Below are 15,079 nucleotides of genomic sequence, written 5' to 3'. Positions count from 1 at the left end.
AAAAAAAGTGATGTTTTAGTGCAACACAAACAAAATATAGCTCTTATAATCATTATTTTTTAAGCTGAATACGTATGTATCTGTCCTCCTTATTTGTAAAGGAGTAAGCTCTATAAATGGGGAAACTAATAAGAGGAAAGTGTTTTGAATAAGAAGGCGATATTCAATCCGCAACGTTATTTAATTTGCTTGTTAATATTGAGCATTATCTTGTTCTCTTTACAGTCATGCAATAAAGTGCAGGAACAACCAAAAAAAGAATCATCACCTCATACCAAAGCGATGACAGAATTATCTAATCAACATAAGCGTAAACATCATAGTTTAGGTCAAGGAAAGCCTGTAATTTATCAGGTGTTTACTCGTCTGTTTGGGAATAAAAATGACAGCAATATTCCTTGGGGTACAATGGAACAGAACGGTGTTGGAAAATTTGCAGATTTTAATGATGAAGCCTTGTTAGGCATAAAAGCCTTAGGCACCTCTTATATTTGGTATACAGGGGTTCCTCACCATGCTGTGATAAATGATTATTCGGAATATGGCATCACAAATGATGATCCGGATGTTGTAAAGGGTCGTGCTGGTTCCCCATATGCTGTTAAAGATTATTATAATGTTAATCCAGACTTAGCAATTCAAGCTAACAATCGATTGGCAGAATTTGAAGCACTAATAAGGCGAACACATAAACATGGTATGAAGGTAATCATTGATATTGTGCCTAACCATGTTGCGCGTCATTATCAATCTTTGTCGCTTCCAGAGGGACAAAATAATTTTGGTGCGACAGATATCACCTCTCTTGAATATCATAAACACAATAACTTTTATTACATTCAAGGTGAGCCGTTTCAAGTTCCCGATGCTGAAGACCAAATGGTATTAGGAGGAGAGCAACATCCGTTGGCAGATAATACATTTGAAGAAGTACCAGCAAAATGGACGGGAAATGGGTCACGTGCAGCAAAACCAAATGCCAATGATTGGTACGAAACTGTAAAGGTTAATTATGGTGTTCGGCCTGACGGCACCTATGATTTTCCGCGCTTACCTGACGATTTTGATGATAAGACATATAAACAGCACAATGAATTTTGGTCACAACAAACAGACTTACCAGACTCTTGGTATAAATTTGAAGCCATTGTCCATTATTGGTTAGAAAAAGGCGTTGACGGCTTTCGTTATGATATGGCTGAGATGGTGCCAGTTGAATTTTGGTCATTTTTAAACGCGTCTATAAAAGTAAAATATCCTGAGACTCTGCTCTTGGCAGAAGTATACAATCCAGACTTATACCGAGACTATATACAGTTGGGTAAAATGGATTACTTATATGACAAAGTCGAATTTTATGATTCGTTAAAGCTAGTCATGCAAGGCAAAGGCCCGGCTAGTCCACTTGCAGAAATTCAAACAAGCTTGGCAGATATAGAACAACATATGCTGCACTTTTTAGAAAACCATGATGAACAGCGTATTGCTAGTCCAGAATTTGCTGGGAGTGCCGAACACGGCAAACCCGCTATGGTTGTTTCTGCGCTGATAAGTCGATCTCCTACTATGCTTTATTTTGGTCAAGATGTGGGCGAAGATGGCAGCGAAGACCTTGGTTTTGGCAAGCCAAGCAGAACCAGTATATTTGATTATGCGGGGGTACCTGCCCATCAAGCATGGATGAATAATGGCAAATTTGATGGCGGACAATTGTCGTTAGAACAAAAGCAGCTTCGTGAGTTTTATAAAACGCTTATGAATATTTCTGCTCGCCATCCCGCGATGCAAGGCGATTTTATTAGCCTTCATAGTCATAACCTGATAACGGGTGAACACTATTCTGAACAGCAATTTTCGTTTGTGCGCTATACAAACAATGTAATGCTAATAGTGGTTTCTAACTTTGCGATGCAAACGAGCAAATTACGGCTGAAACTGCCTAAAAATTTGATTCATCGATTAGAGTCGATAAAAGGGGGTAGTGTGGCTAATAAAAGTTATCCGTTAAATGATTTGTTAGGTGGAGACACTAGCCATTTATTGTTTAATGATAACACAGCGACCTTTGATCTTGAGCTGTCACCTATGCAGTCTCAAGTGTTTGAGCTTGTATTGACATCTGGAGACTAGCCATGTTTTTGCTAAAGCGACGATTCAGGATGGTAAATAGAATTAGCACGCTCTTAATACTGTGTGGCGTGCTTGTATCTACTGCAATTGCGAGTGAATTTCGCCGCTTAAGCAGTGCAGAGTTAATTGCAGAAGAAGGCAGATTAGTTTTATTGCTTGATTCGGGCGAAGTGGACATTAGAGCAATAAATTCGGGTACCGTTGAAGTACTTTATAAACTAAATGATAGCGAACAGTTGCCGTCATTTGCATTACCAGAATACACAAAACCTTTTATTGGTGGTGTGCTCAGGCAAACAGAGGATGGCTATCTTTATCAGTTACCCGAGGTCACACTTAATATTCAGGCAAACCCATTTAAACTCTCTTTCAGCAATAAAAATGGCTATTTAACACAAGAAGAAACAGGTGCCTTTTTGTACGAAACTATCCGGGGCTTTAGATTTGCCCTTGAAGACGAAGAAAGGCTAATGGGTGGAGGCCAACGAATATTAGGAATGAATAGAAGAGGGCACAGATTACCGTTATACAACAAAGCTCATTATGGTTACAACTCAGATTCTTCTCAAATGTATTTTGGTCTACCGGCCGTCATGTCAGACAAAGGTTATGCAATCGCGTTTGATAACAGCGCAAATGGCTTTATGGACCTAGGGTATTCAGAAAAAAATATACTGCAATTTGAAGCAGAAGCGGGTCGTACATCTTATATATTTACCGCTGGAGAAGATTATCAACAGCTAATACAAAATTTTGTTAGTGCAACTGGCACACAACCCTTGCCGCCACGATGGGCATTAGGAAATTATGCTTCTCGATTTGGTTATAAATCTCAACAAGAAGTATTGGATACCATCGAAAAGTTTATTGATCTAGATTTTCCAGTAGATGCGGTTGTTCTAGATTTGTATTGGTTTGGTCCAGATATCAAAGGGCATATGGGAAATTTGACATGGGACAAGGTTAATTGGCCTGAACCTGAAAAAATGATCAGCGATTTAAACGCTAACGGTGTAAAAACGATAATGATCACTGAGCCATTTATCTTGCGTTCATCTAGTCAATGGCAGTCGGCTATCGATAATTCAGCCTTGGCCAAAAACTTGGCTGGTAACGCACGTACCTTCGATTTTTATTTTGGAAATACTGGCTTAGTCGATGTGTTTGATCAAAACGCCCGCGATTGGTTTTGGCAATATTATAAAAAACTTAATGCACAGGGTGTATCAGGTTGGTGGGGGGATTTGGGTGAACCCGAAGTACATCCTGCAGATACCTTACATAATATGGATGGAAATATAGTTACTGCAAACGAAATTCATAACGTTTATGGGCATCGTTGGGCAAAAATGGTTTACGAAAACCAAAAAGACGCTCGTCCACTAGAGCGACCGTTCATTATGATGCGTTCTGGTTTTATCGGTAGCCAACGTTATGGCATGATTCCATGGACTGGAGATGTAGAGCGGTCATGGGCGGGGTTGCAACCACAGGTAGAACTAGCGTTGCAAATGAGTATCTTTGGTCTCGCATATATCCATAGTGATTTAGGAGGCTTTGCTGGTGGTGAAGAGTTTGACGCAGAATTATATACAAGATGGCTGCAATATGGGGTTTTTCAGCCAGTTTACAGACCTCATGCACAGGACCATATTGCTCCGGAACCTGTTTTTCATAACCTAAAAACCCAAGAGATTGTGCGTGATTTTATTAAATTACGTTATCGTCTATTGCCTTACAATTATTCTTTAAGCATACAAAACAGTATGACAGGTCTTCCAATGATGCGGCCTTTGTTTGTAGAGTTTTCAAACGCTTCAATTGACCGCACTGACGCGTACATGTGGGGAGATTCATTGTTAGTTGCACCTGTGGTTGAGCAGGGTCAGTCAGAAAAAGATGTATTGTTGCCACACGGTAAATGGTTCGATTTTTGGACACAAAAGGAATATATCGGAGGTAAGACCGTTACTATAGAAACACCTTTAGAAAGGATCCCGGTTTTTGTGAAAGCTGGTGCATTTGTGCCTATGACTGCACCCATTCAAAACACTTCACAGTACAATAGTGGGGCGCTCGATGTGTTTTACTATTTTGATGATACAGTTGCTAACGCTGAATATACTATGTTTGATGATGATGGAATAAGTCCAAACACTATAAAATCTAAGCAGTATCAATCTTTTCACTTTACAGCTCAAGCGAAGGATCATGAACTAGAAATTAATTTAGATGTAAAAGGGCAATACTCGACAGCTCCAAGCCAACGTGACATTACTTATACTATTTACAATATCAATGCTTTACCTAAAATGATAAAAGTAGACGGCCTTGAATATGACGTGATTGAAAGCGACGACGCTAGTCCAAAGCTTGGTTTGAGTCTGATTGATGAGCTACATGCTATTTATCATGCTGATAAACGCACACTGATAATTAAAACCAAAAATGTGACAAAAAATCAGATTAAGATAGTAAAGTAGATATTGGCACTACGATAATTAGCAAATTAATTTATGGTTTAATAGCATCTTTGTGTAGCATAAAGCGTTCACAAGTATTACTTAAATAGTCGCTCATTTTTTGTAAATTCAGCGTATTTATTCTCTCGCCAACGGCAGTTGATCTGAAGCGACCATATCCTGCTAGCAGACAAAACCAAGATATAGCGGGATAATATCGTGACATATTTCGCTCTTCCAGCACTGGAGTAATATCTTTCCCTGCATCCCAGCGGCTCAATAACGCTTTTAAGTTTTCTGAATAATCAGTCATTGCGCGATTATCTTGCCAATAATTAGAATCATTTCGGGTATTTACTTTATAGTGACAAACAATATAGTCCCTAATACCCTCATATCTATCTTTTATATTTTGATTAAATATGTCACGGCTTTGGTCGGTGTATTCCCCGTTTTTAAATGTCTTTAAAAACAATCCGATGCTCTCCATTACGAGGTGTAAAGCAGTTGCCTCCAAAGGCTCTATAAAACCTTGAGAAAGGCCGATAGCCACAACATTATTTTTCCAAGCTTTTTTCATCCTGCCAACGCGCATCTTTAGATGTCGTGCTGTAATAGAGTCATCAACATTTAAGTGTTGCCGTAATTCAGTTTCAGCCCTTTCAAAATTAGTATACTTTGAACTAAACACATAGCCATTTCCCGTCCGATTAGTCAGCGGTATGTGCCAAGCCCATCCAAATTTTAGTGCACTGGCTCGCGTTTCAGATTTAAGTGGATTAGCAGGTGCAGTCGGCAGAGCAATGGCTGAATCGTTATATAAATTATTAGCAAAACTTTCAAAATCTACGTGTTGTACTTTTTCTAACAATAAGCTCGAAAAGCCTGATGCATCTATAAAAAAGTCGGCTTGGATTTCTAATTCTTGGGGCAGATTGTTTGGTTCACGATCGCAACTTTCTAATTGGACTCGAATAGATTTGATATTATGTTGCGCGTCCTGTTGTGCACTAATAAACTTACCTAATGTATGTTTTACGCCGGCTTTAAGCGCTATTTTTGCCAAAAATTTACCAAGTAATAAAGAATCAAAATGATAAGCGTAATTTAGCGGTACTTGAGATTGGCGATTCTTGGTTAAAGGAGCTAAGGCATTGGCACTCAGTTGAGCGCTCAAAAAAAATGCATCTGGTGTGCATAGTGCGTTTTTACCATTTAAGCGATGCATACATTGCTGTAGAAAAACGCCAGCAGTTTGTCTATCGGTCGCTGAGGGAAATGGATGGAAATATTGGTTACGGTCAAGATGATTAGTCCAATTAACGAAACTAATACCATTTTTATAAGTGGCATGACATTCAGGCATCCACGTATCTTCTTGTATATTTAACATATCAAAAAATTGTTTCAAATGAGGCGTCGAGCCTTCACCAACGCCTATTGAGCCAATATTTGCACTTTCAACAAGATGCACTCTAAAGTCTGAAGATAAAAACTTTTGTAATAGATTAGCTGTCATCCAACCAGCTGTGCCACCACCCAATATCACAAGGTTCTTCATGTTTATACTCATAATTGAAAGTGTTAATCGAAAAGCAAATATCAAAACTTCGGCTATATATTCTAAATCATTGCTCTCATTTGTCTTTATAACCCAGCTATTATGAACTTAATAGTAGGCCTTTTAATAATTATTCCTTTTATTTATGTGAATACGTATGCACATGAATAGTTAATTTAAATGGTACGGGTTACACTTTATGTTACATGATTGTTAATGAACCTGAGTTATTAAAAATGCCCGCAACAAAAAGGCATTGCTTAATCAAACTCGATAGATAAACAATAAGTTAACACCACAAATGGACTATCAATGCGTAAACAACAACCTCAACTCAGTTTTTTTCAAGTTTGGAACGTCAGTTTTGGCTTCTTAGGCGTTCAATTTGGTTTTGCCCTACAAAACGCAAACGTTAGTCGAATCTTGACTGATTTGGGTGCTGATCTGCATTCTTTATCTTTGTTTTGGATTGTCGCACCGTTGATGGGATTGCTAGTACAACCAATAGTAGGGGCTGCATCTGATAGAACTTGGAATAGATTAGGAAGACGCAAGCCTTATATATTAGGTGGCGCTCTAGCGGCTGTTATTGGTATGATTTTATTGCCAAATGCACCGTTGTTTGTTGCTTTTATGGCTCCTATGATATTTGGGGTGTTAATGGTGGCTTTAATGGATGCTTCATTTAATGTTTGCTTTCAACCCTTTAGGTCTTTGGTGTCAGACATGGTACCAGGCTCACAACGAAACGTCGGTTATTCAGTGCAGTCAATATTGATTAATATAGGTGCGGTTGTAGGGTCAATATTACCCTTTTTATTGACCAATGTGATTGGATTGGATAACACTGCACAAAAAGGTGAAGTCGCTGAGACCGTTGTGTGGGCATTTTATATTGGTGCAACAGTACTTCTTGGTTCAGTACTATGGACGGTTTATCGGACTAAAGAATATGCACCGGCCGACTATGCCGCATTTAAAGGGTTAAGTGAACAAGACTTAGCGACCAACGTTGCCCCTAAAAAGAGCATGATAAAGCGTCTACATGATTTTTTCATTCTAGTGAAAACTATGCCAATTACCATGCGTGGCTTAGCCGGCGTACAGTTTTTTTCTTGGTTTGCTTTGTTTATTATGTGGGTATATACCACTCCTGCTATTACACAGCATATATGGGGGGTAGAAGTTAAATGGTTTGATCCAGATTATTTAGCTTCAATTGGCAATGTCATGCCACAAGCAATTGTCGATGCAAAAGGTGCGGCGGGTGATTGGGTAGGTATTATTTTTGCTGCTTATTCTTTATTTGCTGCTATTTTCTCAATCTTTTTGGCTCGCTTAGCTGATAAATTTGGTCGTAAACTTGTATATGCGAGTTCGCTGTTTATAGGTGGCTTGAGTTATATCAGTTTTATGTTTTTTCAAGACCTAACACCCATCCATGTAGATTTATTGATTACTCAAGTTACTGTCCCAACAGGAGCTGTTTATTTGCTAATCCCAATGATCGGGATTGGTATTGCATGGGCCGCTATCTTGGCTATGCCATATGCAATGTTAGCAGGCTCTCTGCCTGCGGATAAGACGGGTGTCTACATGGGTATATTCAATTTCACTATTGCATTGCCTCAGATTATCTCAGGGATTACCGCAGGTTTGATTTTGAAGTATGTGTTTGACAATGTTGCTAGCAACATTATTGTTTTGGCGGGCGTATCGATGATTATTGGTGGATGTTTGGTCTTTTTTGTCAAAGAAGTAAACGAAAACGAATCATTAGTTGATTAATCTGCGCAAGAGGCTCTGACAACAAGTTCAGGCTGCATTAGTATATCTTCAACCGTCTCATTTTGGATTAGCTTGACGAGGTTGCTCACTAATAGCTTGCCAGCTAATGCTGTATTTTGCTGAACAGTCGTCAAAGGAGGGGTAGCAAATCCGCTGCTCTGAATATTGTCGTAGCCAACAACAGCAATATCGTTAGGTACTTTTAAATCTCTTGAGCGAATAGCACGAATAGCCCCTATTGCCATTAAATCAGAGGCACAAACTATGGCATCTGGCTTGGTTTTATCCAATATTGTACAAGCAGCGTTATAACCGTCTATCTCAGTCGATATTGCGTCAACTTGTAATATTTCGTCTGGAGCTAAATGAGCTTTTTTAAGCGCTTTTGCAAAGCCCAAATAACGCGCTTGAAGTTCTGGTGCACCAGCGTTTATTTCACCAATAAATGCAAAGGTTTTGTGCCCTCGATCTATTAAGTGCTGGGTAATCATTAGGCCACCTTGGTAATTGTCAGATCCGATTGAAATGCCTGGGTGATTGTCATCAGGCGCTCCCCAACGTAAAAAACGCGTGCCTTGTTCTTCGAGCTGAGTCAATTTATATTCATATTCAGTAAAACTGCCATACCCTAATAAAATTAGACCATCTGCCTTTTTCCCATCCTCATACATTGCATGCCAGTCATCACTTAAATTTTGAAAGGATACTAACAAATCATATCCAGCAGCAGCAGATGCTTTGGTAATGCTACCTAACATACTGATAAAAAATGGGTTAATCGAAGAATCATCAGAAGTGGGATCTTCAAAAAACAATAGCGCCAGCGTTTTACTTTGTTGCTTACGCAGATTACTGGCGTTTTTATCTACTTTATAATTAAGGTCCTTTGCAATTTGTTTAATTTTTTCACGAGTTTCTGGATTTACTAAATGGCTGTCACTAAGTGCCCGAGACACTGTTGACTGAGACACGCCAGCCATATGCGCAATATCTATAGAGGTTGCTTTGCCTTTCATTTAGTGAAACCCATGTTCAGTTAATTTCCATTTCAAATTTATACACTAGTCAGACTTGTTTATACAAGTCCTAGTTTTTATAGCAAATAACCTTTTAACCAATATCCGACTAGGTGATATACTATCACCTGATGATTATTAACCGAAAAAATAAAAGGAACCTTGCACTATGGCCGAGACTGACATACGTCCGACCAACTTTATTCGTCAAATCATAGACAAAGACTTAAGCTCTGGCCTACATCAAAAAATCAGTACTCGATTTCCGCCGGAGCCAAACGGGTATCTTCATATGGGTCATGCAAAATCAATTTGCTTGAACTTTGGGATTGCACAAGATTATCAAGGCAGTTGCAATCTTCGTTTTGATGATACAAATCCTGATAAAGAAAATATAGACTTTGTTAACTCTATTAAAAGTGATGTGCAATGGTTAGGTTTTCAATGGGACGGAGAAGTTAAATATTCGTCTGGTTATTTTGATGAATTACATGCTTATGCCGTTGAGCTTATTGAAAAAGGCTTAGCTTATGTAGATTTTAGTACCCAAGAAGCGGTGCGTGAAATGCGCGGAACACTCACTCAACCGGGCACAGACAGTCCCTATCGAAATACATCAATTGCAGAAAATCTATCTCATTTTGAAAAAATGAAAAATGGAGAGTATCCAGAGGGACATTGCAGTTTACGCGCTAAAATTGATATGAGCTCAGCTTTTATGTGCATGCGAGATCCTATAATTTATCGGATAAAATTCGCTCATCATCATCAAACTGCTGACAAATGGTGCATTTATCCAATGTACGATTTTACCCATTGTATTAGTGACGCGCTAGAAGGTATCAGTCATTCGTTGTGCACACTAGAATTTCAGGATAATCGTCGTTTGTATGATTGGGTAATCGACAACATCAGTATTTCAGCTAGGCCTAGGCAGTATGAGTTTAGTAGGCTAAATCTTGAATATACTGTGTTGAGCAAGCGTAAGTTGATTCAATTGGTAGAAGAGGGGCATGTTGATGGCTGGGACGATCCTCGAATGCCAACAATCGCAGGGATTCGCCGTAGAGGTTATACGCCCGCTTCAATAAGAGAATTTTGCAAGCGTATAGGCGTAACAAAAATGGACAACATGGTTGAAATGAGCATGTTGGAAGCCTGTATTAGAGATGAGTTAAATGAAAATGCACCTCGACGTATGGCGGTTCTAAACCCTATTAAGGTGCTTATTGAAAATTATCCTGAGGATAAAAAAGAGATTCTAAAAGCGCCCAATCATCCAAACGATATTAGTATGGGAGAGCGGGATGTTGTCTTTAGTAAAACCTTATACATTGAAGCTGAGGATTTTAGGGAATCCGCAAACAAAAAATTTAAACGCTTAGTCATTGGTAAAGAAGTGCGATTGCGCAATGCTTATTTTATAAAGGCAGAAAGGTTTGATACTGATGAAGAAGGAAACGTAACCTGCGTTTATTGCACTTATGATCCTGATACTTTAGGTAAAGACCCTGCTGATGGACGCAAAGCAAAAGGTGTTATTCACTGGGTGAGTGCAGAACATTGTTTGCCAGCAGAAATTCGTTTGTATGATCGTCTATTTACAGTACCCAATCCCGCTGCTGAGGATGATTTTGCTGCTTGCATTAACCCTGATTCTTTGCGCTCGGTAGAGGGAGTTGTTGAGTTAAGCTTACAGTCGGGCAAAGCGCAAGAAAGTTTTCAATTTGAGCGCACGGGTTATTTTGCCGTTGATAAAGAAAGTAGTGTAGACAAATTGATATTTAATCGAACTGTTGAACTGCGCGATACGTGGTCTAGATCACAATAATAATATGGCTACTAAAAAAGGAAGCAAATGCTTCCTTTTTTTACTTGAATTGGCAGTCTAAGGATTGCCCCGTAATTCCTCTACTTATATCAGACATTAAATAAACGTAGGTTGGCATAATATCGTCCGCCGTTTTTAGCGTTTTAGGATCTTCCGCTGGAAACGCTTTTGCTCGCATGTTGGTGCGAGTTGCCCCTGGGTTAATGCAGTTAAAACGCAGGGTACTGTTTTTGTGTTCGTCAGCAAGGACTTGCATCATTCCTTCAGTGGCAAATTTTGAAACACTATAAGCACCCCAAAAAGCGCGGCCTGAACGGCCAACTGAGGATGTCGTAAAAGCAACTGACGCCAAAGCAGTTTGACGTAACAAGGGTAAAAGCGCTTTAACGATTAAAAACTGGCTGTTTACGTTAACTTGCATAACCTCTTCATACTCGGAGGCCTTGATTTGTTCAAATGGGCATAGGTTGCCTAAGACACTGGCATTAAATAAAACGCCATCCAGTCTTTTAAATTGGCCTGTAATGGTGGATGCCATTCCTTCATAATCCGACTCAGTCGCCCCTCGTAGATCTAAGGGTAATATGCAGGGTTGTTTACATCCCATCTCAAGTATTTCATCGTGTACTTTTTCAAGTTTATTAACGGTTTTACCAAGCAATATTATTTCAGCGCCAGCTTGTGCAAAAGTAATAGCCGCGGTTCTGCCTATACCGTCGCCAGCACCCGTTACCAAAATAACTTTATTGCTCAAGCTTTGTTCGTGAATTTCAAATGCTAAATGGGGATATTGGTTTGTCATATAAAATTGTCTTGTTAGCTTGAGATAATCGCCGGCATAGTACATCACAAATACAAATAGCTAAAGTAAGTAAGACGACTTTTTGCTAAATGACATTTTTTTATTACATTACGTTTACAAAGGCGCTACACAAGCCTGTTAAAATAGGGTTTATGTAAGTGCATGAATAATTCAGATTGTACGAGTTGAAAATAACTGACTTGTTTGTGTATGGGACAAATAACGAATAGTGTGCTATTGAATTAACATCATGGTATAAATCACAAAAAAGGACTTTTATCCCCTTTTTCTTTTGTCTTTCATCCCCACATTATTTTGGGAAACAACCAATTGGAGCAATAGTTTGCAATTTTTATTTGAATACGGTTTATTTTTAGCACAAGCTATAACCATTGTTATCGCTTTTGCTGCCATCGTGATAATTATTGTCTCGGCGGCGAGCAAACAAAAAGGAGGTTCGCCTTCAGGTAACTTAGAACTTGAATCCTTATCTGATAGTTTTGATGATCTTGAGGAAATGGGAAAGCAAGCGCTGCTTAGTAAAGATGAGTTAAAACAGCATTTAAAAGAAGAAAAAAAGACTAAGAAAAAAACGAAAACTGAAAGTGATACTAAAACTAATCACTTATTTGTAATCGATTTTAATGGCTCGCCAATGGCGAAAGAAGTTGAGACGCTTCGCAAAGAGATTACCGCTATTTTATGCATTGCTAAAGACAACGACGAAGTATTGGTCAAAGTTGAAAGTGGTGGGGGAGTAGTACATGGATATGGGCTTGCTGCTTCGCAGTTACAACGTATTAAAGACCGTGGATTAAAATTAACGATAAGCATCGATAAGATTGCAGCGAGCGGCGGTTATATGATGGCTTGCGTGGCCGACAACATAATCGCAGCACCTTTTGCAATTGTTGGATCAATTGGTGTGGTTGCTCAAATACCTAATTTTAATAAATTACTTAAAAAGAACGATATTGATTATGAAATGCATACCGCCGGAGAGTTCAAACGCACCTTAACTGTTTTTGGTGAAAATACCGAAGAAGGTCGTTCTAAGTTTCAGTCGGAGCTTGAAGAAGTGCACATAATGTTCAAAGAGTTCGTCACGACTAATCGACCGAGCCTAGAGATTGACCAAGTAGCGACAGGTGAATATTGGTATGGATCTAAAGCGCTAGAAAAGCAATTAGTTGATACTTTGCAAACCTCTGATGACTTTTTAATGAAAGCGAACAAGTCGTTTAAATTGTATACATTAAAATATGCCAGTAAAAAGACACTTGCTCAAAAGCTTGGCCTAGCTGTATCAGACGGTGTAGAAAATGCCTTTACAAGAGTGCTTGCAGGCCTTAGAAACTGGCAATTGTAGTGGCAACATTTCGATTTCATACATAAAAAAAGGACCATAAAGGTCCTTTTTTTTCTGAAAAAGAAAACTAGCGAGGAGCTTTTGCGCCTGAATTATCAGCCATAATTTGCTGAATATAAAAATCACGAACTGAAAACGTTTTGGCCGCTTTAGCTTTTTTAGCTGCAGGGGCTTTTTTCTTAGGTGCTGGCGTTTCTTTTGGCGCAGCTGCCTTTTTAGCAGCAGGTTTTGCTTTGGCTGCTGGCGCTTTTTCTTTAGCGGGTGAAGCTTTAGCACTTTTAGTCGCTGCAGAAAGTTCAGTTGCCATTTCGTCTAACTGAGCTAGACGCACATTTTTGCCGCCATCAACACTATACCAACCACCTTTTGCCTCTATTGTCGGGGCTTTTCCGTTAGCTTTTGTGTATGCTTTGGTAAAAGATTCCAGTACGGTATCTTTGTCTAGTTTACTCATAAATAATAATGTACCTTTTTATTGTTTAAAATTTGTTAATATTGAATAGTTTATACCTAAATTAGCAGAAATGTCTAATTTCTTATAAAAAGGATTTGAAATTGCTATTACAACAACTTATAAAACATTTAAATGAGCTGCTAAATCCTATGCAAATGCATGATTATTGCCCAAATGGTTTGCAGGTCGAAGGCAATCACAAGGTCAATAAAATTGTCACGGGCGTCACTGCTAGTGAGGCTCTTATTGATGCTGCAATCGAAGCAAAAGCTGACCTTATATTGGTCCACCACGGCTACTTTTGGAAAGGCGAAAACCCAATCATCACAGGCATGAAGAAAAAACGCTTACAAAAATTACTTGCTCATAATATTAGCCTTTTAGCTTACCATTTACCGATTGATGTTCATCCTGAATTAGGAAATAACATGCAGTTAGGACTTCAATTAGGATGTATTAATATTGTTCCGCATCCCGACATTAGTCCCAAAGGAATTGTCATGCTTGGAGACCTTGAAAATTCACTAGATAATGAAAAGCTATGTGATTTGATTTCAGATAGATTGAATAGAAGAGCATTAGGGGTAGGTGAGAATACTACCATTACAAAGCTTGCATGGTGCACGGGTGGCGGCCAGTCATACATTGATAAAGTAGCAACGGGAAGCATTGCAATAGATGCATATATTTCAGGTGAAATATCTGAGCAGACGACTCATAGCGCGCTTGAACAAGATATTGTTTACTTTGCTGCAGGACATCATGCAACAGAACGTTATGGTGTTAAGGCTGTAGGTGAATGGATATCAAAACAGCACAAAATCAGTGTGCAATTTATCGACATTGACAACCCGGCTTAATCAACAATATGGAAATCAGAGGTAATTTTGACGGTATAGCCAATAAGTTTGATGCCAATATATACGGCACAAGCAAGGGGCGTTTGAGACATCAATTATTGCTACATCACTTGAGCTCGTTTATAGACTCAAATGCGCTTAATGTGCTCGATATTGGCGCTGGTACCGGTGTGATGAGTGCTGAATTTGCTCAAAAAGGTCATCATGTGTCACTAGTGGATATCTCAAAAGATGCATTAAAAATAGCCGAAAATCGCTTAAATGATGCTAAAAATATTGAAATATACAATATGTCTTTTGATGGTTTTGTCAGTAACTACAAAACCAAGCCAGCAAAAAGCTACGATTTAATACTCTGCCATGCGCTGTTAGAGTGGCTTGAAAATCCATTCGACGCAATAGATCAGGCCTTGAAATTATTAGATAAAAATGGCGTGTTATCGTTGAGTTTTTTTAATCAAGACGCCAAAGCATTTAATAATTTAATATATGGAAATTTTGATTATGTGATTAATGGCATGCCGCATAAAAATACAGTGCGTCTAAATCCACATAATGCTCAGTCTGCCCAAGTTGTAATAAAGTGGTTAGAAGGTCGAAGTGATCTCAGTATTGTAAAACAGTCGGGAATTAGATGTATTCATGACTATTTGCAAAAAAAAGAAAGTATTGTGAACGATTATCAGCGATTGTTCGAACTAGAAATAGAATACGGTAGTCAAGTTCCCTTTATGTGGTTGGGTAAATATTTTCATGTGATAATTCACAAATTATGAAATGTTTTATGGCTGTAAAAAGGAGTCGTT

At 38.8% G+C, this 15,079-nt stretch carries 11 protein-coding genes; 7 read left to right on the top strand and 4 right to left on the bottom strand.

The window, feature by feature from the left end:
• Window positions 1–144: 144 nt before the first annotated feature.
• Both RM552_RS06315 and RM552_RS06310 read left to right on the top strand, forming a co-directional pair.
• Window positions 145–2,130, top strand: a complete 1,986-nt coding sequence (locus RM552_RS06315; RefSeq protein ID WP_311367925.1) for an alpha-amylase family protein — start codon at window positions 145–147, stop codon at window positions 2,128–2,130.
• Between the two features lie 2 nt (window positions 2,131–2,132).
• Window positions 2,133–4,613 carry a TIM-barrel domain-containing protein gene (locus RM552_RS06310; RefSeq protein ID WP_311367924.1) on the top strand — a complete coding sequence of 827 codons (2,481 nt, stop codon included), beginning with the start codon at window positions 2,133–2,135 and terminating at the stop codon, window positions 4,611–4,613.
• Between the two features lie 31 nt (window positions 4,614–4,644).
• On the opposite strand, the gene RM552_RS06305 is transcribed toward RM552_RS06310, so the two are convergent.
• Window positions 4,645–6,153 carry a tryptophan halogenase family protein gene (locus tag RM552_RS06305; RefSeq protein ID WP_311367923.1) on the bottom strand — a complete coding sequence of 503 codons (1,509 nt, stop codon included), beginning with the start codon at window positions 6,151–6,153 and terminating at the stop codon, window positions 4,645–4,647.
• A 312-nt stretch (window positions 6,154–6,465) separates the two neighbouring features.
• On the opposite strand from RM552_RS06305, the gene RM552_RS06300 reads away from it, so the two are divergent.
• Window positions 6,466–7,941: an MFS transporter gene (locus tag RM552_RS06300; protein ID WP_311367922.1), complete on the top strand. Its 1,476-nt coding sequence runs from the start codon at window positions 6,466–6,468 to the stop codon at window positions 7,939–7,941.
• On the opposite strand, the gene RM552_RS06295 is transcribed toward RM552_RS06300, so the two are convergent.
• A complete protein-coding gene (locus RM552_RS06295; protein WP_311367921.1) occupies window positions 7,938–8,957 on the bottom strand; it encodes a LacI family DNA-binding transcriptional regulator in 1,020 nt (339 codons plus the stop codon). The two genes, RM552_RS06300 and RM552_RS06295, sit on opposite strands and share 4 nt — an antisense overlap.
• 169 nt (window positions 8,958–9,126) lie before the next feature.
• Here RM552_RS06295 and glnS point away from each other — a divergent pair, with 169 nt between their 5' ends.
• The gene (gene glnS, locus RM552_RS06290) at window positions 9,127–10,788 is read left to right on the top strand and encodes a glutamine--tRNA ligase (RefSeq protein ID WP_311367920.1); all 1,662 of its coding nucleotides are present in this window, start codon (window positions 9,127–9,129) and stop codon (window positions 10,786–10,788) included.
• A 40-nt stretch (window positions 10,789–10,828) separates the two neighbouring features.
• On the opposite strand, the gene RM552_RS06285 is transcribed toward glnS, so the two are convergent.
• The gene (locus RM552_RS06285) at window positions 10,829–11,590 is read right to left on the bottom strand and encodes a YciK family oxidoreductase (protein WP_311367919.1); all 762 of its coding nucleotides are present in this window, start codon (window positions 11,588–11,590) and stop codon (window positions 10,829–10,831) included.
• A 343-nt stretch (window positions 11,591–11,933) separates the two neighbouring features.
• On the opposite strand from RM552_RS06285, the gene sohB reads away from it, so the two are divergent.
• Complete coding sequence (sohB, locus tag RM552_RS06280) at window positions 11,934–12,959, top strand: protease SohB (protein WP_311367918.1); 1,026 nt, start codon at window positions 11,934–11,936, stop codon at window positions 12,957–12,959.
• 67 nt (window positions 12,960–13,026) lie between these two features.
• Here the strand turns inward: sohB and RM552_RS06275 are convergent, their stop codons facing one another.
• Window positions 13,027–13,413 (bottom strand): hypothetical protein, encoded by a 387-nt coding sequence (locus tag RM552_RS06275; protein ID WP_311367917.1) that lies wholly within the window; start codon window positions 13,411–13,413, stop codon window positions 13,027–13,029.
• A 95-nt stretch (window positions 13,414–13,508) separates the two neighbouring features.
• Here RM552_RS06275 and RM552_RS06270 point away from each other — a divergent pair, with 95 nt between their 5' ends.
• Together RM552_RS06270 and RM552_RS06265 are read left to right on the top strand one after the other, a co-directional pair.
• Entirely contained in the window at window positions 13,509–14,273 is a 765-nt protein-coding gene (locus tag RM552_RS06270) for a Nif3-like dinuclear metal center hexameric protein (protein WP_432277182.1), read from the top strand.
• 8 nt (window positions 14,274–14,281) lie between these two features.
• Window positions 14,282–15,049 (top strand): methyltransferase domain-containing protein, encoded by a 768-nt coding sequence (locus RM552_RS06265; protein ID WP_311367915.1) that lies wholly within the window; start codon window positions 14,282–14,284, stop codon window positions 15,047–15,049.
• Window positions 15,050–15,079 lie beyond the last annotated feature (30 nt).

The organism is Glaciecola petra (assembly GCF_031846345.1).
Taxonomy (GTDB): Bacteria; Pseudomonadota; Gammaproteobacteria; order Enterobacterales; family Alteromonadaceae; genus Glaciecola; species Glaciecola petra.
This window is presented reverse-complemented; position numbering and strand designations above follow the sequence as displayed.